Source organism: Neoaquamicrobium sediminum (genome assembly GCF_013240295.1).
GTDB lineage: Bacteria > Pseudomonadota > Alphaproteobacteria > Rhizobiales > Rhizobiaceae > Aerobium > Aerobium sediminum.
Genome location: NZ_JABETK010000002.1, coordinates 2,043,166 through 2,063,755, shown reverse-complemented (window position 1 = coordinate 2,063,755; position 20,590 = coordinate 2,043,166). Strand labels below are relative to the sequence as shown.

Below are 20,590 nucleotides of genomic sequence, written 5' to 3'. Positions count from 1 at the left end.
ATTCGGATCATGCGTTGCCGACGCTCGAATCGCGGCTGCGTAAGCCAGTTTACTGCGTCCACCGCCGGGTGAAACTTGTTTTGCCGGGATGCCCGATTTGTAGGCAACTCACTCGACGCGCGACAGGAAAGCAGCTATATTGTTATATAACAAAACAATCCAGGGAAGAGCGATTAGGCCGGAAGTCATGCGGCGAAGGCTCGTTGTCGGGAGAACCATGAAAAAAGACGAACCGGTACTTCTGACCTGCGTGGAAGGTCCGATCGCCCGCCTGGTGATCAACCGTCCGGGAAAACGAAACGCGATCAACGACGCGCTTCTGCAGGCTCTCGGGGGTTTCTTCAATGACATTCCCGATGGGGTTCGTGCCATCGTGCTAAGCGGAGCGGGCGGACACTTTTCATCGGGACTGGATCTGTCGGAGCAGGTCGAGCGTGAACCCGAACAGGTGATGAAGCACTCCGCGGCTGGCACCGGCTGATGGACACAATCCAGTTTTCAGGTGTGCCGGTGGTTGCGGCCCTTTCCGGCGCCGTGATGGGCGGTGGGTTGGAGATCGCCAGTACCGCGCACGTGCGGGTGGCCGAACCGTCGACCGTTTTCAGGCTGCCCGAAGGCAAGCGCGGCATCTTCGTGGGTGGCGGCGCGACGGTGCGGGTGGGACGCATACTCGGCCCGGACAGGATGACCGAGATGATGCTGACCGGGCGCAGCTACAATGGCGAGGAGGGGTGTAGGCTGGGGCTTGCCCATCATCTGGTTGGTGAAGGCGAGGCTCTGGCCAGGGCCGAGGAGCTGGCGCGCGAGATCGCCGGCAACGCCTCGCTGGTCAACTACCTGATCATCCAGTCGATCGCCCGCATCGGCAACATGTCGCACGATGACGGCCTCTACACGGAAAGCCTGAGTGCGGCGCTGTCGCAGACCGGTGCCGACGCGCGGGAAGGGCTCAAGGCATTTCTGGAAAAGCGGAAGCCCCGCTTCGGCTGACCTGTCAGTGGCCGGTCGGGGCCGCTGTGGAAACCGGCGTGGGGACGGACTGGCTGATCGAGCTCGAACCGGCTTCGTCCTTCGGCAGGAAGTCGACCTGTTCGACCAGAACCTCGCGAATAAGCTCTTCGCCGAGCCGTTCGTTGACGCCCGTGCGGATGCTTTCGCGGAAGGAATCGATATCCAGATCGTCGCGTTTGGTGAAATCGATCTCGGGGCTAGCGTAAAGCTGCGTGTAGATCTGGTCAGCCAGCAGCGCCTCGGCGGGAAGCTTGAGCGCGGCGAGCCGTTTGCCTTCGGCGGTGAAGACGAGGCGCACGAGGAAATAGCCGTAGACCTTTCCCCGATCGAACACCGGGACCGAAATGATCCCGGTCTTCACATAGTCGAGCCCCTGGAACGCGGTCGCTTCGGCTTCCGCCGTTTCCTGCGGCTTTTGCGCCGACTGGAACGAATAGAGCAGCGCGCCGGTGGTGGCGATGCTGATCCACAGGGCGGCGACCATGAACTTTATCATGGCTGTTCGGCCATCCTGCCGAACTCGCTGGCCGTATATGTGCCGTCAGCTTCCGCGCGCTGAATTGCATCCTGCATCAGCGCAGCGACCTCTGTGACAGCGTTGAGATGAGCCAGGATCGCGGCCTCGTTGGCCGAGAGCTTCTCGCGCAGACGGATGATGCCGTGACGATGCTCGTCGCCGAGCCCCGTTGCGCCGAGGCCTGAAACGGCCTTGTTGAGTTCATAAAGGTAACGGCTCTTGCGAAGGTTCGAGGCCTTGATGTCGAAACGAACATCCGTACGGATCGCTGCGGTTTCGGCATCCACGGTTTCTTCGATGCGGCCAAGGATGGCAGAGAGATTCATGAGCGCTGCTCCCGAATTGTCTTCATTCGGATCTTCTGGCTGCATGAATTCCGCGTGGTCTGGCATAGAGCTTTTCTCATCTGACTCTGACTGAAATTAGCGGCTGCTGGCGACGGAAGGCGGCATCGCGCGCTCCTCGTCGATCGATTGGGCGGTCATGCGCTGGATTTCCTGTACCAGAGCAACCGACAGCATCTCCTGGGCATCTTGTTCCGCGCGTTCCGGCGATGACTCGCGCATCGGTCCCTCGACCGTTGACTTGCCCTGGGCACGGTAATGGTCGCCCAGGATGCGGTTGGCGATGCCGATGCCGCCGCGCTCGGCCATCACGTCACCGAGCTGCTGGGCGAGAAGCGATTGCCACATCTCGCCGGCCATTCCCTGTCCGTAGACGGATTCGGTGTCCTTCGGCAGCATGGACTGGATGAAGGTCTGCAGGACGACGGCCTCGAACTTCTGGAAGGCGTCGGCCGCCGGCGACTTGTGATCGGCAGGCATGCGTGCGGCGGTGGCCGAAGGTGTTCCCGTCGGCTCGAACCTGGCGGCGTCGACCCGCTGGCTCGCCAGCGAGGCGAGGCGCGTCCGTGCTGCTTGCGCGGCGGCAGGATCGGCCGCCCGCGCCACATCCATCACGATGTCGCTTGGGGGTGAAATCGCCAAAGGCAGGACCTCCCAACGTGTTGATTTCGATTTTGCGAATATGGCGTGACAAGCTTGTGGCAGGCTTACTTTGGGTCGGAAAGCTTGCGTTCGATGGTTTCGAGTTGCTCTTTCTCGGCGATTTCTCGTTCTTCCAGGCGAAAAGCCTCACGATAGGCGCGCTCGACGATGTTGGTGCGCGCAGTGGCCGTGGCCACGTGAGATGCTTCCTGCTGCGCCCGGTCATTTTCCCGTGCTTCGCGTTCCATGGCGGCGCCGATTCGCCGGTTATAGAGGTCAGGAAACAGGCCGGGCATTGGCGAGGCCGCATTGAGCGCCTCCAGCATCTCGTTCGCTTCCTGCCGGGCGGCTGCGGCATGTGACAGATGCGTCGCATGCTTCGTCTCGTGCAGTGCCTTGATCTGCTGCTGCAGCCGTACCAGGCGTTTCAACCGTTCCGCGCGTGTTGTCACGTCAGCCTCCGAGCGTCGTGGGCAGGAACCCGTCAACGAACAGGCTGAGCATGATACCGATCCCGAAATATAGAAGGATGAGGCAGCCTGCGATCAGGAACGGCATCGAGACGAAATAGACGGGTATCTGCGGCGTTAGCTTGTTTACGAAGCCGACGGCGAGATTGACCAGGATCGCGTAGGCGATGAAGGGGCTGGCAAGCCTCAGCGTGATGTAGAACGATTGCGACAAGGTGTCGACGAGATCGATCAGCGCCGATTGCGCACCGAACGTCCCCGAAACCGGGACAGCTTCGTATGAAAGAATCAGAGCTTTCAGGATTTCATGGTGAAAGTCGAACACGAACAGCAGTAGCAGGGCGCAGAGCGTAATCAGCGCGGTGAGCGCCGCTTGCGGCTCGTTCTCCTCGACGACCGTTCCGGACATGCCGCCAAAGCCACCGGTCATGGCAATTGCCGAGCCGGCGAACTGAAGCGCCAGCACATAGAAGCGCGTGACCAGCCCAATCGTCGCGCCGACCAGGATCTCCGAAGCCACCAGCAAGAGCATGCGATCCGGCTCGCGGTCGAGATGCGGGATGATGGAGTCCCAAAGGTGCGCGAGTAGTGCCCAGGTGACGGCGAGGGCAACGAAGAGCCTCACATGCATTGCCACGCGCGCACTTGAAAAGCCGGGCATCAACATGAAGCATGTGCCGATGCGGCAGAATGCGAGGAATGCCGCGAAAACGACCGTCTCGAGATTGAGACCGTTGAGCATTCCTTCTGCGCCTAGGAGATCGAACCGAGGACGCGCACCTCAACGCCGCGTGCGATTTCGACGTGCGAGAGCACCGGCAGGGTCGCGAAAAGCCGCTCGATGATCATGCGCACGTAAGGCCGCGCATCCGGTGCCGAGACCAGCACGAACCGCTCTCCCGCATCGAGATGCTTGCGCACTGCCTTGGTGGCCTCGTTGCCGAATTCCTCCAGCAGTCGCGGATCGATGTCGAACTCGCGGATCTCGCCCTTGGCGTCGCGCTTGAGCGCCTGATGGAACGCAAGGTCCCAGCGATTGCCGAGCCGCAGCACTTTCAGTACGCCGCCTTCGGTCAGGTCGCCGCAAATCTGCTGCGCCATGCGGATTCGCACGTGTTCGACGATCTGCTCGGTGCGGCGCACATGCGGTGCGATCTCCGCGATCGCCTCGATGATCAGGTGCAGGTTGCGGATCGATACGCGTTCGGCCAGCAGCAGCTTCAGAACTGCCTGCAGGCCCGGATAGGAAATGTGCGAGGTGCAGACCTCATCGATAAGCTTGCGGTATTCCTGGTCCTGGCGCTCGATGAGCGCCTTCATGTCCTTGTAGGACAGAAGCTGCGGCAGGTTGTTGCGGATCACCTCGGAAAGGTGGGTCAGCAGCACCGACATGTTGTCGGCATAGGTGAAACGCTCGCGTTTCAGGTCTTCGGCAAACATTTCAGACACCGAATAGGCGCGCATGCCGAAGGCGGGCTCACGCACCTCTTCGCCGGGAACTTCCGGTACCGGGCCGTTGCCCAGCAGGACCGTCACCTCGCCGACGCGCATGTGATATTCGGCGACGACGGTGCCGTGAACCTTGATCTGGTAGCTCTTCGGTGGGATCGAGAAATCGTCCGTCAGCCTGACTTCAGGCACGACGAAGCCGTACTGGGTCGCGAACTTCTTGCGCATCTTGCCCATGCGGAAGGCGAGTTCCTGATGGGATGCGAGCAGGCGCATCGAGAGCTGTTTGCCCAGCAGGAGCTCGATTTCGGCCGTCTTGAGCGAAGACTTGATCGACTGCTTTTCTTCTTCCTGTTTCGCTTCTTCCAACTCTTTCTCGATCGCTGCCTGCGCGTCTTCGTGCTTCTTGCGCTGAAGCGGGATCACATAAGCGATCGCGGCGAGGCACATGGCCAGAGCCATGAATGGGATGGCCGGCAGGCCGGGCATCAGCCCGAGGGCGAACATCAGCACGGCTGCAACCGATAGGGCGCGCGGATAGGCGCCGAGCTGCCCGAATACGGCCTCGTCCGTGGCTCCGCGCGTACCGCCCTTTGAAACGACGAGGCCGGCCGACAGCGAAACGATCAAGGCAGGGATCTGGGTGGCAAGACCATCGCCCACCGACAGCTTGACGAAGATGTCGGCCGACTCGCCCATGCCCATGCCGTGGCGCGTGTACCCGATGGCAATACCGCCGACGATATTGATGACGGTGATGATGAGACCGGCGATCGCGTCACCGCGCACGAATTTCGAGGCACCGTCCATCGCGCCGAAGAAGGAGCTTTCCTCTTCAAGTTCGCGGCGACGGCGCTGTGCTTCCTTGTCGTCGATGACACCGGCCGAGAGGTCAGCGTCGATCGACATCTGCTTGCCGGGAATGGCGTCCAGGGTAAAGCGCGCGCCGACTTCCGCGATACGGGTGGCGCCCTTGGTGATCACGATGAAGTTCACCGTAATCAGGATCAGGAAGACGATGAGGCCGATGACGAAGTCGCCGGCCATGACGAGGTTGGAGAAGCCGCCGATGACATAGCCAGCGGCATTCGTGCCCTCGTCGCCATTCGACAGGATTGCGCGCGTTGTCGCGATCGAGAGCGCGAGCCGCAACATGGTGACGATCAGCAGGATCGTGGGGAACGACGTAAAGTCGAGCGGCCGCTGCATCCATAGCGCCACCATCAAGATCAGCACGGAAACGGCAATCGACAGCGCAAGCCCGAAGTCGATCAGAAACGGGGGAATCGGCAGAAACAGGATCGACAGGATCGTGATGATGCCGACCGCGAGCGCGATATCGCGACCGTAGTTCTTGACTTGCGGAAGGGATACGCTTTCGCTGAGTGCCATGCCTGACCGACCATTACCTGTTCAAGGGCGTGCGCGAACACACGCCGCCGGCCAGAGACTAGGCTGCCAAGCTTGTGCGAAAATGAGGTGGGAAGGCTGCGCGCCGGCGCTGGGTCAGAAACCCGTCTCGATGCGCTGGAACATCACGTTGGTGAAGCCGGCGATCTGCGCGCCGACGAACGGAGCCGAAAAAGCGACAGCCAGGAGGATCGCAACGATCTTCGGCACGAAGGTGAGGGTGATTTCCTGAACCTGCGTGAGCGCCTGGATGAAGGCAATGCCGACACCGACGAACATCGCCACGGCCACGGCCGGGCCGGATGCGGTCAGGACGGTCCAGACCGCATACTGCGCGATGTCGAGAGCGTCGGCTTCGTTCACGCTGCCTGCTCGTCGCCGGGCTGTTCGTCGTCACCGGGCGTTTCGTCTCCCGGCGGCGGGGTGTAATCCGCATCGCGGATGATGACGCCGGGCGTGATCGCCAGCTTTTCGCCGCCGTCGAGGACAGCGACGATACCATCGGAATAGATCTCGACCTGGCGCACAACGCCGCTGATTTCGCCGTCCATGCTCTCGACGACCTTGCCGATAAGGCCGGTCGCTTGCGCCATCGTCGATGCCTGCAGCATTTCGGTGAGCTTTTTGTTGATTTCGACCGACTGCTCCACCTGCGAGAAAGTTGCAAGCTGGGCGACGTAGTCCGTCGAATCCATCGGCGCCGTCGGGTCCTGGTTCTTCATCTGGGCAACCAGGAGCTGCAGGAATGCCTTGTAATCGACCGACTGCGGCGTGCCCGTAGTGTTCTGCGTCGTCGCCATGGTGTTCGTGATCGCCGAAATGTTCATGGTCCTACTCCGCTGCGGTGAGGACGAGGGGCGCGACCGGCGCGCCCTCGTTGGCGAGAATTCTGGCCTCTGCCGGATAAAGGCCGCGCAGCGCCTTCAGCGCTTCGTAGACATGGCCTTCGCTGACGAGGCGGTCGATGTCCTTTAGCGCGGCAAGGATCTGGTGGTCGGAGAAGCAAGCCAGCAGAAGCGGCAGCGACCTGCGCAGCATGTCGCGCGCCTCCGGTGCACCGTCGGGGTTCATCAGGATGACCTGGATGATGAAATAGAGCTGCCGCAGCGGCGTCGTCGCGTCCTCGGCCTGAAGCACGTGGCCCTCGAGGAGGAACTGTACGTCATTCAGGAATTCGAGGGAGACCTTGCGGTCCGTCTTGATGACGGCGCCGTTGATGTAAATCTTCTCATTGGCCTTGAGCGTGATCTTGAACGTATTCTTCATTGAATACCGTCGCGAATGATCTGCGAGACCTCGATGAGCCCTTCGAAATTGTCGGAGCGGCCCTGCCGGACCTCTTCGGCCTCGCGCAGCAGCCAGAGGCCTATGGAAATCAGGTTTGCGCGCAGCTCGTGGGGCAGCTCGTTGTCCTCGCTGCCGAGGTCCTCGACGAAGGTCGTCCAGACGCGGTTGAGAAAATAGATCGCCCTTGTGGATTCGATCGACTTCGTACCCTTGTCTCTCGCCTCGACGAGCAGGTCGATAGACCGCGACAGCAACTGCCTTTCGCGATCCTTGGCGTCTGCCACGGAGTCGGTCTGTACTTCGGCGTAGGAGAATTGATACATGCGTCTTCCGTGTTGTCTGACTTGTTCCGCGTCCAGGTCTGCGCCTACAGGTACCGAAGCAGGCTGAGCTGCTGCAGCCGTGCCGTCAACGAATAGGAAATCTCGATCTGCGCCAGGAGGCTGTTGACCCTCGTCGATGCCTCGGCGGGATCTACCCCTTCCATCTCGGTCAGGCTTTCGGTGAACAGGTCGACCTGCATGGACATGCGATCGTTTGCCCGCTCGATTCGCTGCTGCGTGATGCCGGTCGCGCCCTGCTGGTTGGCGAGATCGTTCACCACTTCACCGAGCAAGGCAATGCCGCGATCCAGCGCCGGGTGCGTGCCGCTTCGCTCATCGAGCCGTCAAACGTGGCTGAAACGATTGCGGCCGCCATGGCCAGCTTGCGGAAGCCCGGAATGTTTGCCGAAACCGAAGTCTGTGCGGTCTCGGTCAGCGTGATGCGAGATGTGATCTGCTGGTCGGTCGCGTTCGACCAGTCGTCCCAGCCGGCTCCGAAGAATTGCGGCGCTGCCTGGTTGTCCAGGAAGTCGTTCATCTGCGCGTCGGTGATGCCGGCTGCGGCCGGATCGTTCGGCGGGAAGCCGAAATAGGTAGAAAATGCCGTATCGAACGCGGCACGGTTCGGTGAAGCCGGATCAAGAAAATCGTTGAGCGGCTGAACGTCCGTGTTGATGCCGGCGAAGAGATGCTCGCCGTTGAGATTGCTGTTGAGCACGGACGACATCAGGCCCAGCACCTGATCTGCCTGCTGCTTGATGATAGCCGGGTCGGACGCGCCGGAAATGCCGGTCGTGTATGCGGCCAGCAAGTCGTTCGCGGCTTCCGTGAGTTGCTGCAGGCCAAGCTGGGTGGATTCCAGACGCGATGCCGCGAGCTGATTGGAATCCTTCAGTCCATTGAGTCTCTCGATATCGCGGTTGAGGGAAACCGACACGCCAGTGCGTGCGCCCAGCGCCAGCCCGACATCGGCCACGCGCCAGGTATTTGCTTCCTTCTGGGCGACGATCAGATCGGACTGCATGCGCAGCAGCTGATAGCGCATGGCCTGGGTGATAGCCTGAGATGATACGAAAGAGACTTTCATAGTCCTATCTCACCGTATTGAGCAGCGTCTCGAGCATCTCGTCTATGATCTGCATCATCTTTGCGGATGCCGCATAGGAGCGTTCGAGTTCCAGCATCAGGGCGATTTCTTCGTCCTCGTTCACGCTGGTCACGTTTGAAAGGGCCTCGCCGGTGCGCATCATCAAAGCGCCCTTGGTCTCCGCGGCGCCGGCTGCTGTCTTGCGCGCATCCTCCAGCCAGCTGATCGTGTTCGTGGCATAATCCTGCAGGCCCATGCTGGCCGTGGTTCCAGCCACGGTCACAAAGTCGACAGGAGCATCCAGCGCGTTGGTGAAGCGCAGGAGCAGCTCGTTGAAACTGGCGTGATCGTTCGGATTGAGGTCGAAGCTTGCGCCGTCTCGCAAAAGCTCCGGGTTGCCGCCCTGCTGTGGATCGATCTGCGCGTTCAAGGTGATCATGCCGGCAAGGCCGGTTTCCAGCACGCCGTCGGCGGGCATGCCCGGCGCACCAGGCCATGTAAACAGGCCGGGCCGAATGTCGGCCGGATTGCCTGGGTCCACTTCGGCGAACGCCTTGATGAGGCCGCGGGCGGTCTCATCCAATTGTGCCTGCATGCCGGTGGCGTAGCCGTCGCGCATCTGCATCATGGCCGCCAGCGAACCGCCGGCGCTGGTGTTTGCGCCATTGGCGGCGGCTATCCGTACGCCGTCAACATAGATGGCGTTGCCGGTGGTAGTGGGGCCGAATGCCGCCGTGCTCTCGAAAGCAACGTGGCGCGGTACGGTCTCGAACAAGGTCGTACCGTCCGCGGTCACAATCATCAGATCGTTGGCGCTGCGCGAGATCGTGGAAATCGGCACATATTCGGCGATCTTCTTCAGGATCGCGTCGCGGGTGTCCAATTCGTTGAGCACATCGCGCCCGGCCTGGGTGCCCTTGACCACCGCGTCGTTGACGGTCTTGAAGTCAGCCAGAAGGCGGTTCAGATCCGTCACGCCCGTCGATATCTGGGCGTCCATGTCCGTGCGGAGCGCCTGAACCGACTTGGTGCCTTCCGTGAGGCTGCCAAGTACCTGACGGGCCATCTCCACGGCGTTTTCGGCCAGTGTCCGGTTCGAAGGGGTCGAAGAATAGAGCTGCAAGGCCTCTTGCAGCTTTGCGATCATCGCCGAGGGTGACGTGGCGTTTTCGACGCCGTTGACGGACATCGTGATGTGCTCAAGGCCGCTCACGATGATGCTCTGGGCCTTGTAGCCCGAGAGCGCCGTCAGGTTCTGCTGGAAGAGCGCGGCGTCGGTGGCGCGACGGATTTCCGCAACGCGGGCGCCCGGCGCAAGGCTCGAAAGCATTGCAGTGCGACGGGCATAGTCTGCGTTGTATACGTTCGCGATGTTGCGCGAGACAACGGTGGTCTGGCGCTGGGTATTCAGGAGCGAATTCTGCGCAATATTAAGTGCAGTCGAAAGTGACATCTTTCCCCTATTCCCTACCCAGCACCGTCACTCCTACCGCTTCAGGTTCACCAGAACGTCCATGAGATCGGAACCGGTCTGGAAGACCTTCGAATTCGCGGTGTAGTTGCGCTGCGACTCGATCATGCTCGTAAGCTCTTCGGCGATGTCGACGTTGGAGTTTTCGACCGCGCCGGAAAGTATGTCGCCCAGTCCGCCGCCACCTGCGAAGCCGATCTGGACGTTGCCGGACTCAAGACCGGCAGAGAAGACGTTGCCCGGTTCGACCCTGAGCATGTCGGGGCTCTGTACCGTGGCCAGAGGCAGCTTGTAGAGCGGCGTGCGACCGCCGTTTGCGTATTCGGCGTACATGACGCCATCCTTGCCGATGGTCACGCGCTCCACAGCGGAAGGCGCATTGCCGTTCATGTCCGCTTCGCCGCGCGAGTAGCCGGTGGCCAGATTGGTCATCTTGGAAAGATCGAGTTCGATCGGCTGGCCGTTCAGCGCCGAAAGATCGATCGTGAGCGAGCTGATGCTGGAAGTATCGAGCTTGCCGGTCGAGATGTCGAATTCGAGCGTGTCCGTTGCCAGTGCGGGGCCGCTGTATGGGAAGGATGATCCGCGGTGCCGTCCGGCTGGTAGTAGACCGACATCTGCCATTCGCCGGTGGCCTGCTTGGCAAAGTAGATGTCGAGCAGAACCTCTTCACCGACATTATTGTAGGCGACGAGCGAGGTCTTGACGACCGATCCGTCTTCCAGCGCTTCGTCGAGCCCGACCGGATTGGTCGGGTTGGTCGACAGGTCGACACCGGTCCAGTTCGGAGCGGCATAAGGAAGGTTTGCGGCAAAGGTGCCGAAGGTCGACGGCGTCGCCTGCAGTTCCTGGCCGGAAATCTGCACCGGCTCGAGGCCTGCAAAGCCGTTAGCAACCGTGCTCGGAATGCCGTTCTCGTAGTTGTAGCCCATGAGCTGGAAGCCGGCGGCATTGACGAGGCGGCCTTCACCGTCCGGTACGAACGAGCCGGCGCGCGTCAGGAAGGGCTGGCCGTTGCTGTTCTGGACGACGAAGAAGCCATTTCCGTCCACAGCGAGATCCGTACCGGAAGTGGTGTACTGGATTGGGCCGGCCTGTGAGATCGAATACCGCACCTGCGTGGCGACGCCGCCCGAGATATAGCTGGTGCCGGAATTCGGGATGATCATCGAGGAGAACTCGACGCTGGCCTTCTTGTAGCCATTGGTGCCGGAATTGGCGATGTTGTCGGCAACGGTGCCGAGCCGCGTTGATTGCGCCGCCATGCCGGACACGCCGGTGCGCATCATTCCATACAAGCTCATTCGGGATTCTCCTCAAGATTCAGGCCGCTGAGCCCGAAGGTAGCTGTCCTGTCTTGCGTGAAGCTGGCTTGTATGGAGGATGAGCGGGACAGGGGCGAGGCGATCTCGCCTGCTTCCGCGCACATCAGGTTACGAGCCGGTAGCCAAGAAACCGCTTGGAATCGATGGGGTCGTAGCCCAGCTTTTCACGCAGCTTCTTGCGCAGCTTGCTGATGTGGCTCTCGACCACGTTCTCCTCGACCTCTTCGTCGAAAATCCCGTAAATCGCGTTGAAGACCTGCGTCTTGGTCACGCGACGACCGGCATTGCTCGCGAGGAATTCCAGGATACGCCGTTCGCGGCGAGGCAAAGGCAGCGGTTCGCCGTCGATTTCGGGATCGCGCCCGTCGATGAAGATGCGCATCGGCCCGAATTCGGAATAGGGCTTGTCCTCCTGCACACGGCGGCTGATGGCCGAGATGCGTGCGAGGATCTCCCTGATGTGAACCGGCTTGCGGATCACATCGTCCACACCGGACTCAAAGAGCCTCAAGGTGTTCTCGAGTGAGTGCTGATCGGAAAGCGCGATAACCGGCGCGGTTGTGCGATCCCTGATGCGGCGCGGCGACACGAGGTCGCTCGAGCATTCGCCGATCAGGAAGGCTCGAACTGCCTTCAGGTCGTCTTCCGCGGCTGTGGAAACCCACTCGCCGAATTCGTTCGAGCCGAAACCGGCGCTTGCAACGCCTTCCCGCTCAAAAAGTGAGTGATAACCGTCTTTTACGAGCTCGCGCTCGTCCACTATCACTATCATCGGCCCGCCCTCCGAATCAGTTGATCTAAGTTGTGGATAAAGGGTTAACCGGTGCGGGGAATCGCCGACAATGGTAATTTCTTATAGCTGGTTTTTTGGGAGTCAATTCGTGTGAGTCGGCAACGGGGTGGCAGGGCGCTTGCTGCACTCACTGGTTGCAGAATTCCCGCGCTGCCGATGTCCATTTTCCGAAGCCGGTGGCGACCATATTGGTGATGACGCGGCAGACATAGCGTTTCTGCGCCGGATCGTTGTCGGGTCCGGCATGATAGCGGGCGACGGCCATGGACCAGGTGTCGTGCCTCTGCTTGAGCTCGACCAGAAAGCGCGCCGCATAGTCGACGTTATGGCGCGGATCGAGCATCTGCTGCAGGCTGGCGAACTTCTCGCGATGGTAATGGTGATTGATCTGCATACAGCCAAGATCGATCAGCTTCGCGCCGCCGCGCTTCGCATTCTCGAATTCGCGAATGGCTTCCCGTGGTGAGCGCGGGAAGACTGCGCGCCCCTCGATGTTGAGGGCGTTGGGCTGCAGGCTGCCCTTGCGACCTGTCTCCGTAAGGCCCACGGCATAGAGGATGCCGGCCGGCACGCCATAGCGTTCGGAAGCGCGCAGGATTTCCGCTTCGCAGACATTGCCGGCAGCTAGGGCCGGCAAGCAGGCAATGCTAGATATAGCGGCCGCCGCCAGCGCGGTCAGCCATGGTCTCGCCTGCGCCATTGCGCGCTCCTCCGCCATCCCGTCCAGAAGCGCCCTGGTCGCCGCGCCCACGGGCATTCCGGTCAGCCTGCTGATCAGGTTGCATCTGGTCATTTCGGCTGGAAGCGCCCTGCGCAGATGACTGGCTGTTCTGTGGGCCCTGCTGGATGGTCACCTTGTCGATGTCGTATCCGATCGCGCGCAGCGCTTTGACGATGACCTCGCTATCATTGGCCAGGCGCTGGCGCGCATCATTCGACTCCACCTGTATTTCAATCGAGAGTTGTGATCCCGATGCAACGAGGCGCGCCGTGACCATGCCCAGCTCGACCGGCTGGAGCTGGATACGAAGGGTATTGACTCCGCCCGGCGCGGACGTGCCGCGCGGCGCGGCCGAATTTGCGGGATCCTGGGCCGCCGTGCGCCACGTTCCTTCCGCTTCGATTGCGGCCACAAGGCCCGTCGCGGTGGTGCTGAGGACCGGGGGAGCCGCCTGCGCGGGGGCGGGCGCCGCGGTGAAATTCAGTACATTCACCTTTGCCGAAACGGGATCTGCATTTGCTGCAGCCGGATTGGCCGCGGAACTGCGCGCGAACGAGCCTTCCTTCGCGCTGACGAATCCAGAGACATCGCCGGAGGCCGAAGTGGGAGCAGCCGGGGGGCGGCTTATGTGCGCCCTCTTGCTGAATAGTTGCGGGCGGCTGCGTTGCCGGTGCTGGCTTTTCCGCAACAGCAGCGTTAACCGGCGCGTTGGCAGCGGTGCGCGTGCGCGCCGGCTGGCCGTCTGCGGGTGCTGCCGGAACGGCGGCGCGCTCGGCAGCCGAAACCTGCGCGGCTTGTGTCTTCGAGGTGCTCGGGGGTTCAGACTGAACTGCGGCGCGGGGGTGCGTATCGTCCGCGTCGGCGTCAGCAGCGTTGGCGCCAAGCGCGATTGCCGGGTTCTTCGGCGCGTCCTGATCGCCCACGGTCTTTACACTGGCGGGCTCGGCCGTTTTGGCTGCTTGTTCACGGACCGTGGAGGCCCGAGGCGCTACGAACGCCGGGCCGGCATCCGTAGCGTCCGCGATGTTCAGATCGGTCGATGCGGATGCGTCATCGGTTTCTGCGTTATCATCACCATTCAGGTTGGGTTCTGCACGCGCGTTATCGACGAGCGCTTCGGGGCCCGTTGCCGCTGACGTTTGCGGATCGGCGGATGCTTCTTGGTCGCCCAGGAAATCTCCGAATGCCGGTGTGTCCGAGGGGGCCTTGCCGTCGGCCGTCTTGTCGAGCCTGAACAGCGCCGTATAGCGGTCTATTTTCCAGTCCTGGCGTGTGTCCATCGGACCGTCATCCCCATCACCCTTTGTCGCCTTGCGCTCCGCCGAACGGATCGTAAGGGCCTCGTCGAAACGCATGCCGTCGATCTCGCCGTTTTTGGCGCTGCGTTCGCCTTTCTGCTGCAGATTTGCGGGGCTGCCACCCAAGGTGATGTTGGGCATCATCGTTTCGTTTCCTCAAGCATCTTGTCGATGGCCTCCAGTCTGGAGCGCGTGGAGGCGACAAGCTCATCTGCTTCGTCAAGCGGTTGGTTTGGTGCTGCGGTTTCCTCGGTCGGATAATCTTCCAACCACAATGGCGCTGCGGCGTCTGTCTTGACCGGTGCTACAACTTCGGCGGCAACGGTGCGCGCTGCGGTGAGCAAGGCGCGATCGCGCGAAGAAAGCTGTGTCGCATCCAGCCCGTCCAGGCGCGACAGCACGTTCTCGACGGTGTCGGATGTCACAGACGAGATGCTGGAGTAGAGTTCGGTGCGCGGATCGACTTCTTCCGGCGCGGTTTCCTCATCGCCTGTGCTGTGTCGGGTCGCGAATGCGAGGAGTTCGGCATCGCCGTCAATGGCCGCCTTGCGGGCAAGCCGCAGATAGACGGTGTGAGCTTGCTCGCGTGTCATCCAGTCGACCGTCTGCTCGATGCGACGCAGGTCGAGCTTGCCGCGATCCAGCGTTATCATGCCGCTGACGAAAGACTCCGCGAACTGGCTCGCATAGGGCGAGCGCAGGAAGCGCCGCGCATACTGCTCTGAGGCCGACATGAACTTCTCAGCTTCGCCCGCGCCCGATGCCAGCGCGATGGTGCGCCTGAGTGCCGCTTCCTCTACGAGCGTTCCGGGCGCTGCCAGCCGTGCTTCGTCAAGCATGGCCATGCCTGCCGTCGCATCCTCGCCGGCCACGACCGAGCCCTTCACCAGCGCCAGGAAAGCGGCCAACTCAGGTGCATAGCGGTCCGGATCGATGCCGGCCATCGCGTCTCGGGCTTGGGCGACATTGCCGGTCAGATAGCCAAGCACGCCCGCGCCGGCGGCTCGGTCAGCATCGTCGATTTCCATGCGCGACAGCAGATCGGCGATTGTCGACGGATTGCCGCCACTCATCGCGTAGATCATCATCGCCTGAAAGTTCCGGCGATCCTCGAACTCGTCGTTGCCGGCGTTGCGGAAGCGGGCGTCGACCATCTCGAGCAGTTTCTTCTGCATCGGCAGGGCGGCGTGATCGCCGCCGGCTATACGGTCCTGAACGAGCTGCAGGAGCGCACCATCTGATAGGGCGCCAATCCGGCCGCTTCGGTCTGAGCCTGCGCCTGACCGAGACCGAAGGCCGCAAGCGCTAAAACGCCGAGCGCCATGCCGCGCCGCGATGTCACCTCGGCACCTCGACGAAGATCTCGATACGGCGGTTCGCGTCGTCAAGCGGGTCGTCTGCGACCTTCAGCTTGCGGTCGGCGAAACCGGCGACCTCGCCTATACGATCTTCTGCCAGTCCGCCGCGAACGAGCATGTAATAGGCCGCATGGGCACGCGCGGTCGAAAGGCGCCAGTTGTCGTATTCCGCATTGCGGAAAGGCCTGCCATCGGTGTGGCCGTTGATGCGGACCGTGCCTTCATGCTGGCTGAGGGTGCGGCCGATCTCTTCCATGGCGAGAACAAGCTGGCCCTGCGGCACGGCGGAGCCGATCTCGAACATGCCGTAGTTGAGTTCGTCCGTTACCGAGATGAGGATACCGTTCGCCTCTGCAACCACGGAAATGGTGCTGTTCAATTCCGACTCTCGCCCGAACGCGTCGGAGATTTCCTGCCGGATCTGTTCTGCGAGTTGCGTCGTTTCAGTCAGCGCGCCTTCCTCGTTCAGAAGTTGCTCGGGTTCTGCCGGTGCAACCGGCTGTTCCATGGCCTCCGCGGATGGCGCGGTCTCCGCGGCCGCTTCGGACGGTACGACCATGGCCACCGCAGCTTCAGTCTGTTCGGCCTGTTCACCCTCTTCGGCGGGCTGCGTCTGCTCGCCGGTCGTCCGGAATACGTCCAGCTCAGCCGCGTCCTCCGCCGTGGCGATCTCCTGAGACCAGAAGTCAGGCGCGAACGGATCGCGATAGGACTCGCCACCCTGTGCGCCGGTTGCCGGGCCGGAGGTCTGCGCACCACCGTCGCCCTTTGCCGACACGTTCTGCAATGTGGCGGTCTGCGCGGCTATTTCGGCTAGGACCGCATAGGGGTCGGAGAACAGGTGCTGGTCCGACGTCTTGCGGTCGGCGGACTGGTCGATCGAATTGGCGTGCTCGCCCGGGCCGGACCGCTGGTCGCGCGAGCCGGCGGACTGGTCGGAGGATTTTTCCGTATCGTTGTTCGAGCTCTCCGGCGATGTCGAGCTTTCGCCGGGATCGTCCAGGCCCTTGCTGGCCGGGGCGGTGTCGACCAGCGTCATCGGGTTGAAGTAGCTGGCAATCGCGGCCTTGGTGTCCTCGTTCGTTGCATTGACGAGCCACATCACCAGGAAGAAGCACATCAAGGCGGTCATGAAATCGGCAAATGCGATCTTCCAGACGCCGCCGTGATGGCCTTCCTCGTGGTCGCCGCCGCTGCGGCGTACGATGATGATCTCGCGCTTGCCTTCGTCTGCGTCGAACGCACTCATGACAGGGCCTCCGACAGGGCCGTCGACCATTCGGCGAGACGGGTTTCGAACACGCTGTCATCGATCGCGACCGAAATATCGAAGTCGGCCGTTTCGGTAAAATCGAGCTGATCGGCGTATTTCGGGAGCTTTTCCTTCAGCGCTTCATAAAGCGGAACGCTGCCCCGCACGCGGATACGAACAGCTTCATCGTCGTCGAGCGCGTCGCGGATGACCGAGCCGAGGCGCTCGATGGAGCGCTCGCGGACGTCATCCGTCAGCACCACGCCCAGTATACGTGCGGTCACAGCGGTCGTCAGCTCGACGACGCGTGTTTCCATGCTTTCGATGCTCTTGAGAATGAGCTCGCTCGCGTCCTCGGCAAAGCGCTGCTGCAGCGCTGCGACTTCTTCGGCATGCTGGACGCGCTGGGTTTCCAGCGCCTCGGCGTGTTGCCGTTCGAGGCGATCCGCCAAATCGGCTTCGGCGGCCGTAACCGCATCGGCCACCAATGCATCCGTGTCCACCGGGTCGAATGTCGGAAAGTCGGGAAGCGTCGGCAAAACGGCATCGGGAACGGCGAAGCTCGGCGCCGGCGTGAACACACCGGCGCTTTCGAGCGGCCGCGCCCCGAAATCCTTCAATGCTTTGGCCAGGGCACTGGAAGCCATCAGGCAGCGAGCTCCTGGCTGGTCCACTTACGCAGGATCAGTGCGGAACGTTCCTCGTTGAGATCGACCATCTGGGCCAGCCGGTCCTGCGGTGCCGGCTTTATCTTGAAGCGGATGTCGTCGGCCATGTGGTCGGGGAAGCTGTAGCCTTCACCGTTCTCGCCACCCATCACGTCGGGAAGCTGCATGGAGTCGAGCGGATTGGGGAGCGAAAGCTGGATGTCGTCGAAGTTCATCGCGTCATCGCCCTGCTTCTTGGTGACCGCCGCCATCATCGGGCGCAGGCCGAACCACGACACAAGGAAGACAACCACGATGAAGGCCAGCGCGTTGACCATCGTTCCGGTGTGGCGGCCAGCCATTTCAAGCCAGCCGGGTGCGGCCATCTCCGTGCCGAGCATGCTCTCGATGAATTCGACGGAAGATACGTTGATGCTGTCCCCGCGGGCCTCGTCGAAACCGGTCGCCGAAGCCACCACCTGGCGGATTTCTGCGATCCGCTGCTCCACGAGTTCCGGCGTCGCATTCTCGCCGAGCACAGCGGCGATACGTTCGCTGTTGACCACGACGGCGATCGACAGACGCTCGACCGTGTAGCCGTTGCTGACGGTCGCGACGCGCTTGGAGTTGAGCTCGTAGTTCGTTGTCTCTTCGCGCCGTTCGCGCTGCTCGGACGAGGCAGGACCTTCGCCGCCTTCGACGTTTTCTTCCGGCAGGTTCTGCTGGACAGTCGTCGGCGGTGCGGCCTGCCGCTGGCTGGCTTCGTCGTTGGCGCGCACCGACTGTATGGAGCGGGCGACCTGCGATTCCGGATCGAAGATGATCTCCTCGGTCTGGCGGCTGTCGGTGTTGATGTCGGCCTTGACGCTGGCGCGGAAGTTCTCATGGCCCAGATAGGGTGACAGCGCGCGGCGGATATTGTCCTCGATCTGTGTCTCGACAGTGCGTTCGACCGTCAGCGAGCGGGTGAAGCTGTTGTTGGCCGGGTCGTCTCCCGCAGCGAGCAGGTCGCCCGACGCGTCGAGTACCGTCACCTTGTCTGCATTGAGCCGCGGCACGGCAGCGGCGACCAGGTGGCGGATGGCCACGGCTGCCTTGATGCCGTCCTCGCGGGCGGCGCGGATCACGACCGAGGCGGTCGGAGCCTGCTCTTCGCGGCGGAAGCTGGCGCGCTCGGGCATGACGATATGGACACGCGCCGACTTGATGCCGGCGATCGACTGGATGGTGCGTGCGATCTCGCCTTCCAGCGCTCGAACGCGGGTGATTTCCTGCATGAAGGAGGTGAGGCCGAAGGAGCCGACATTGTCGAAAAGCTCGTAACCGGCGTTGCTGCTCGTCGGTAGGCCGCGCTCGGCGAGTAGCATGCGCGCCTGGCCGGTGCTTCCGACCGGCACCATGACGCTCGTGCCTTCGCTCGATACGTCGTAGCGAATGCCTGCCTCGCCGAGAGCGATGCCGATCTGGCCGACATCGTTGCGGTCGAGTCCGACATAGAGCGTCTCGTAAGACGGTCGGTTCAGATAGATCGAGGCCGTCAATATTATGGCGATCACGGCCGCGCCGACACCGCCAAGCATGGCGAGGCGCTTCGGCCCGAAGCTGCGGAGATTGGCAATGAGAGTCTTGATTTGTTCAGGCACGGCTTCACGCTCCGGAAATGCGGCATTGCCAGAATAGGCAGCGAAGCTTGTGCGAAAATGAAATCGGGCCGCCAGTGCGGCGGCCCGATCTCGATCTCGGGTAAAAGTGGGTGCGTGTGGACCGGTCAGGTCAGTCCATTGCCGAACGTGCCAGTGCAAGGACCGCACCCAGGCCGGCACCGGCAGCTAGCGCCAATATGAAGACGGCCGACAGCGACAGGCCGCGCGGTTTTACAGGCGCCAGCGCCGGCGAGATGACGCGGGCGCTCGTTGTATTGAGGCCCTGTTGCTCATCCAGTTCTCGCGCACGCACGAGATAGGACTCGTAGACCATGCGGCTTGCCTGCGCCTCGCGCTGCAACTCCCGAAGCTGAACAAGCGCCTGCTTGGTGCCCAGCGACTGGTTCTCGGACTGGTTGAGCATGGTCACGAGCTGCGCCTGGTTCTGGCGTGCGCGGTCCAGTTCCTGCCTAGCCGAAACCGCAATCCGGCGCAGTTCCTCATCGATCTGACTGCGGAGTGCGGCGACCTGTTCGCGCACGCGTATCAATTCCGGATGACGGCCCATCAATTCCCTGCTCAACGAACGCTCTTCGCGCAGCGCTGTGACGTAGGACGACCGCAGGCTGGCGATCGTGCTCGACAGCAACGCCTCGGGCAGCGATTCAATGCTCGCGCCGCGCTCGGTCATTCCGTGGATCTGCTGGTACTTTTCCTCGGCGCGCGACGTCTCGACTTCGGCGCGGGTCAATTCTGCCCGGAGTTGACGCACCTGCTGCTCGCTGACCAGCGCGCCGTCCGCGTCGACAATGCGGTTCTCGGCGCGATAGTTCTCGACGGCTTCTTCGGCGGCGGCGAGATTGGCGCGCAGTTCATCCAGGCGGCTGAAGAGCGCATCGGATGCTTGCCTTGCCGTATCGCCGCGCTGTTCGATTTCCGAATTGACGTAAATTTCGGCGATGGCTGAGGCGAGGCGGGCAGATTTTTGCGGATCGCTCGTACGAACACTGATGTCGACGATGTAGCTTTCCGGTGCGCGCCACACGCTGACCGATTCCCAAAGCGCACGCAGAGCCTGAATTTCCGGCGACTCGCCCGGGCCGGAACCACCAAGGCCGAGGGCATCTTTCAGACCGGAAAGCATTCCGCGACGCATGCCGAAATCGGGGTCGGTCGCCAGATTTTCCTGGACAACAACCTTGCGAAGCACGTTGTCGGAGATCATCACGCGCATCTGGCTTTCGACGACCGCGGTATTGGCCTCGGCGGTTTGAGCGGGCGGCGTGACCTCGTTTTCGACGACACGCAATCCGCGCGGATCGATCAAAATGCGAGTGGAGGCTACATAGGTCGAAGGCAGCAGCGCCGCGACCAACACTGCGCCAACCGCAAGCAGGACCATCGTGGTTACAATCAGGCGCAGGTTGTCGCGCAGCGTATCGACCAGCTTTCGAAGGTCGATAAAGGCTGGGCCAGACGCCTGCTGCGTGCCGCCGCCGCGATAGGAAGTCATGTCCTCATAATTCGCCAAAGTCATCTGCC

At 62.0% G+C, this 20,590-nt stretch carries 23 protein-coding genes and 2 pseudogenes; 2 read left to right on the top strand and 23 right to left on the bottom strand.

What is annotated here, in order from left to right:
* The first annotated feature begins 217 nt into the window (after positions 1-217).
* Both HK436_RS32490 and HK436_RS21965 read left to right on the top strand, forming a co-directional pair.
* Positions 218-481, top strand: coding sequence for an enoyl-CoA hydratase-related protein (locus tag HK436_RS32490; RefSeq protein ID WP_280515742.1), 264 nt, complete (start codon positions 218-220; stop codon positions 479-481).
* Entirely contained in the window at positions 481-990 is a 510-nt protein-coding gene (locus HK436_RS21965) for a crotonase/enoyl-CoA hydratase family protein (RefSeq protein WP_280515741.1), read from the top strand. The genes HK436_RS32490 and HK436_RS21965 overlap by 1 nt, the downstream gene beginning before the upstream one ends.
* Before the next feature lie 4 nt (positions 991-994).
* Here the strand turns inward: HK436_RS21965 and HK436_RS21960 are convergent, their stop codons facing one another.
* The 23 genes and pseudogenes from HK436_RS21960 to HK436_RS21860 all read right to left on the bottom strand — a co-directional run bounded on the left by HK436_RS21960 (position 995) and on the right by HK436_RS21860 (position 20,585).
* The gene (locus HK436_RS21960; RefSeq protein ID WP_173193184.1) at positions 995-1,507 is read right to left on the bottom strand and encodes a hypothetical protein; all 513 of its coding nucleotides are present in this window, start codon (positions 1,505-1,507) and stop codon (positions 995-997) included.
* A complete protein-coding gene (locus HK436_RS21955) occupies positions 1,504-1,854 on the bottom strand; it encodes a hypothetical protein (RefSeq protein ID WP_312860662.1) in 351 nt (116 codons plus the stop codon). The genes HK436_RS21960 and HK436_RS21955 overlap by 4 nt, the downstream gene beginning before the upstream one ends.
* 96 nt (positions 1,855-1,950) lie before the next feature.
* Positions 1,951-2,514 carry a rod-binding protein gene (locus HK436_RS21950; protein ID WP_244649111.1) on the bottom strand — a complete coding sequence of 188 codons (564 nt, stop codon included), beginning with the start codon at positions 2,512-2,514 and terminating at the stop codon, positions 1,951-1,953.
* Positions 2,515-2,579: 65 nt separating this feature from the next.
* Positions 2,580-2,966 (bottom strand): hypothetical protein, encoded by a 387-nt coding sequence (locus HK436_RS21945; RefSeq protein ID WP_173193180.1) that lies wholly within the window; start codon positions 2,964-2,966, stop codon positions 2,580-2,582.
* A 1-nt stretch (position 2,967) separates the two neighbouring features.
* Entirely contained in the window at positions 2,968-3,726 is a 759-nt protein-coding gene (fliR, locus tag HK436_RS21940) for a flagellar biosynthetic protein FliR (protein ID WP_173193178.1), read from the bottom strand.
* 11 nt (positions 3,727-3,737) lie between these two features.
* Positions 3,738-5,825, bottom strand: a complete 2,088-nt coding sequence (gene flhA, locus HK436_RS21935) for a flagellar biosynthesis protein FlhA (RefSeq protein WP_173193176.1) — start codon at positions 5,823-5,825, stop codon at positions 3,738-3,740.
* 114 nt (positions 5,826-5,939) lie between these two features.
* Positions 5,940-6,206 (bottom strand): flagellar biosynthesis protein FliQ, encoded by a 267-nt coding sequence (fliQ, locus tag HK436_RS21930; protein ID WP_173193174.1) that lies wholly within the window; start codon positions 6,204-6,206, stop codon positions 5,940-5,942.
* A 74-nt stretch (positions 6,207-6,280) separates the two neighbouring features.
* A pseudogene (gene flgD / locus HK436_RS21925) lies at positions 6,281-6,670 on the bottom strand (flagellar hook assembly protein FlgD); the annotation flags it as partial.
* A 4-nt stretch (positions 6,671-6,674) separates the two neighbouring features.
* On the bottom strand, positions 6,675-7,109 hold the full coding sequence (gene flbT / locus HK436_RS21920; protein ID WP_173193171.1) for a flagellar biosynthesis repressor FlbT: 435 nt from the start codon (positions 7,107-7,109) through the stop codon (positions 6,675-6,677).
* A complete protein-coding gene (gene flaF / locus HK436_RS21915; protein WP_173193169.1) occupies positions 7,106-7,453 on the bottom strand; it encodes a flagellar biosynthesis regulator FlaF in 348 nt (115 codons plus the stop codon). The genes flbT and flaF overlap by 4 nt, the downstream gene beginning before the upstream one ends.
* Positions 7,454-7,497: 44 nt before the next feature.
* A complete protein-coding gene (locus HK436_RS33165; protein WP_312860661.1) occupies positions 7,498-7,731 on the bottom strand; it encodes a flagellin in 234 nt (77 codons plus the stop codon).
* Positions 7,728-8,498, bottom strand: a complete 771-nt coding sequence (locus HK436_RS21910; RefSeq protein ID WP_312860660.1) for a flagellar hook-associated family protein — start codon at positions 8,496-8,498, stop codon at positions 7,728-7,730. Before HK436_RS21910 ends, HK436_RS33165 begins: the two co-directional genes overlap by 4 nt.
* A 46-nt stretch (positions 8,499-8,544) precedes the next feature.
* Positions 8,545-9,993 (bottom strand): flagellar hook-associated protein FlgK, encoded by a 1,449-nt coding sequence (gene flgK, locus HK436_RS21905; RefSeq protein WP_173193167.1) that lies wholly within the window; start codon positions 9,991-9,993, stop codon positions 8,545-8,547.
* 33 nt (positions 9,994-10,026) lie between these two features.
* A pseudogene (locus HK436_RS21900) lies at positions 10,027-11,315 on the bottom strand (flagellar hook protein FlgE).
* Positions 11,316-11,439: 124 nt separating this feature from the next.
* Entirely contained in the window at positions 11,440-12,108 is a 669-nt protein-coding gene (locus tag HK436_RS21895) for a response regulator transcription factor (RefSeq protein ID WP_173193166.1), read from the bottom strand.
* A gap of 148 nt (positions 12,109-12,256) precedes the next feature.
* On the bottom strand, positions 12,257-12,829 hold the full coding sequence (locus HK436_RS21890; protein ID WP_173193164.1) for a transglycosylase SLT domain-containing protein: 573 nt from the start codon (positions 12,827-12,829) through the stop codon (positions 12,257-12,259).
* The gene (gene fliK / locus HK436_RS21885) at positions 12,777-13,127 is read right to left on the bottom strand and encodes a flagellar hook-length control protein FliK (RefSeq protein ID WP_244649109.1); all 351 of its coding nucleotides are present in this window, start codon (positions 13,125-13,127) and stop codon (positions 12,777-12,779) included. Before fliK ends, HK436_RS21890 begins: the two co-directional genes overlap by 53 nt.
* Positions 13,081-14,292 (bottom strand): hypothetical protein, encoded by a 1,212-nt coding sequence (locus HK436_RS31630; RefSeq protein WP_244649107.1) that lies wholly within the window; start codon positions 14,290-14,292, stop codon positions 13,081-13,083. Before HK436_RS31630 ends, fliK begins: the two co-directional genes overlap by 47 nt.
* Complete coding sequence (locus HK436_RS21880) at positions 14,289-15,323, bottom strand: MotC family chemotaxis protein (protein ID WP_173193160.1); 1,035 nt, start codon at positions 15,321-15,323, stop codon at positions 14,289-14,291. Before HK436_RS21880 ends, HK436_RS31630 begins: the two co-directional genes overlap by 4 nt.
* A 163-nt stretch (positions 15,324-15,486) precedes the next feature.
* Positions 15,487-16,755, bottom strand: coding sequence for a MotB family protein (locus HK436_RS21875; RefSeq protein WP_173193158.1), 1,269 nt, complete (start codon positions 16,753-16,755; stop codon positions 15,487-15,489).
* Positions 16,752-17,405, bottom strand: a complete 654-nt coding sequence (locus HK436_RS21870; protein ID WP_173193156.1) for a hypothetical protein — start codon at positions 17,403-17,405, stop codon at positions 16,752-16,754. The genes HK436_RS21875 and HK436_RS21870 overlap by 4 nt, the downstream gene beginning before the upstream one ends.
* Entirely contained in the window at positions 17,405-19,048 is a 1,644-nt protein-coding gene (gene fliF / locus HK436_RS21865; protein WP_173193154.1) for a flagellar basal-body MS-ring/collar protein FliF, read from the bottom strand. The genes HK436_RS21870 and fliF overlap by 1 nt, the downstream gene beginning before the upstream one ends.
* A 130-nt stretch (positions 19,049-19,178) precedes the next feature.
* Positions 19,179-20,585 (bottom strand): GumC family protein, encoded by a 1,407-nt coding sequence (locus HK436_RS21860; protein WP_173193152.1) that lies wholly within the window; start codon positions 20,583-20,585, stop codon positions 19,179-19,181.
* Positions 20,586-20,590: the final 5 nt, after the last annotated feature.

What these genes read in the sequence shown, in the direction of transcription:
- HK436_RS21875 (WP_173193158.1), bottom strand. Translation starts at nt 16,755, where the DNA reads ATGAGTGCGTTCGACGCAGACGAAGGCAAGCGCGAGATCATCATCGTA.
- flgK (WP_173193167.1), bottom strand. Translation starts at nt 9,993, where the DNA reads ATGTCACTTTCGACTGCACTTAATATTGCGCAGAATTCGCTCCTGAAT.
- fliR (WP_173193178.1), bottom strand. Translation starts at nt 3,726, where the DNA reads ATGCTCAACGGTCTCAATCTCGAGACGGTCGTTTTCGCGGCATTCCTC.
- HK436_RS32490 (WP_280515742.1), top strand. Translation starts at nt 218, where the DNA reads ATGAAAAAAGACGAACCGGTACTTCTGACCTGCGTGGAAGGTCCGATC.
- HK436_RS21965 (WP_280515741.1), top strand. Translation starts at nt 481, where the DNA reads ATGGACACAATCCAGTTTTCAGGTGTGCCGGTGGTTGCGGCCCTTTCC.
- flhA (WP_173193176.1), bottom strand. Translation starts at nt 5,825, where the DNA reads ATGGCACTCAGCGAAAGCGTATCCCTTCCGCAAGTCAAGAACTACGGT.
- HK436_RS31630 (WP_244649107.1), bottom strand. Translation starts at nt 14,292, where the DNA reads ATGATGCCCAACATCACCTTGGGTGGCAGCCCCGCAAATCTGCAGCAG.
- HK436_RS21870 (WP_173193156.1), bottom strand. Translation starts at nt 17,405, where the DNA reads ATGGCTTCCAGTGCCCTGGCCAAAGCATTGAAGGATTTCGGGGCGCGG.
- flaF (WP_173193169.1), bottom strand. Translation starts at nt 7,453, where the DNA reads ATGTATCAATTCTCCTACGCCGAAGTACAGACCGACTCCGTGGCAGAC.
- HK436_RS21880 (WP_173193160.1), bottom strand. Translation starts at nt 15,323, where the DNA reads ATGCAGAAGAAACTGCTCGAGATGGTCGACGCCCGCTTCCGCAACGCC.
- HK436_RS21960 (WP_173193184.1), bottom strand. Translation starts at nt 1,507, where the DNA reads ATGATAAAGTTCATGGTCGCCGCCCTGTGGATCAGCATCGCCACCACC.
- HK436_RS21895 (WP_173193166.1), bottom strand. Translation starts at nt 12,108, where the DNA reads ATGATAGTGATAGTGGACGAGCGCGAGCTCGTAAAAGACGGTTATCAC.
- HK436_RS21910 (WP_312860660.1), bottom strand. Translation starts at nt 8,498, where the DNA reads ATGCGCTATCAGCTGCTGCGCATGCAGTCCGATCTGATCGTCGCCCAG.
- HK436_RS21955 (WP_312860662.1), bottom strand. Translation starts at nt 1,854, where the DNA reads ATGAATCTCTCTGCCATCCTTGGCCGCATCGAAGAAACCGTGGATGCC.
- HK436_RS21890 (WP_173193164.1), bottom strand. Translation starts at nt 12,829, where the DNA reads ATGGCGCAGGCGAGACCATGGCTGACCGCGCTGGCGGCGGCCGCTATA.
- flbT (WP_173193171.1), bottom strand. Translation starts at nt 7,109, where the DNA reads ATGAAGAATACGTTCAAGATCACGCTCAAGGCCAATGAGAAGATTTAC.
- fliK (WP_244649109.1), bottom strand. Translation starts at nt 13,127, where the DNA reads ATGGTCACGGCGCGCCTCGTTGCATCGGGATCACAACTCTCGATTGAA.
- HK436_RS21860 (WP_173193152.1), bottom strand. Translation starts at nt 20,585, where the DNA reads ATGACTTTGGCGAATTATGAGGACATGACTTCCTATCGCGGCGGCGGC.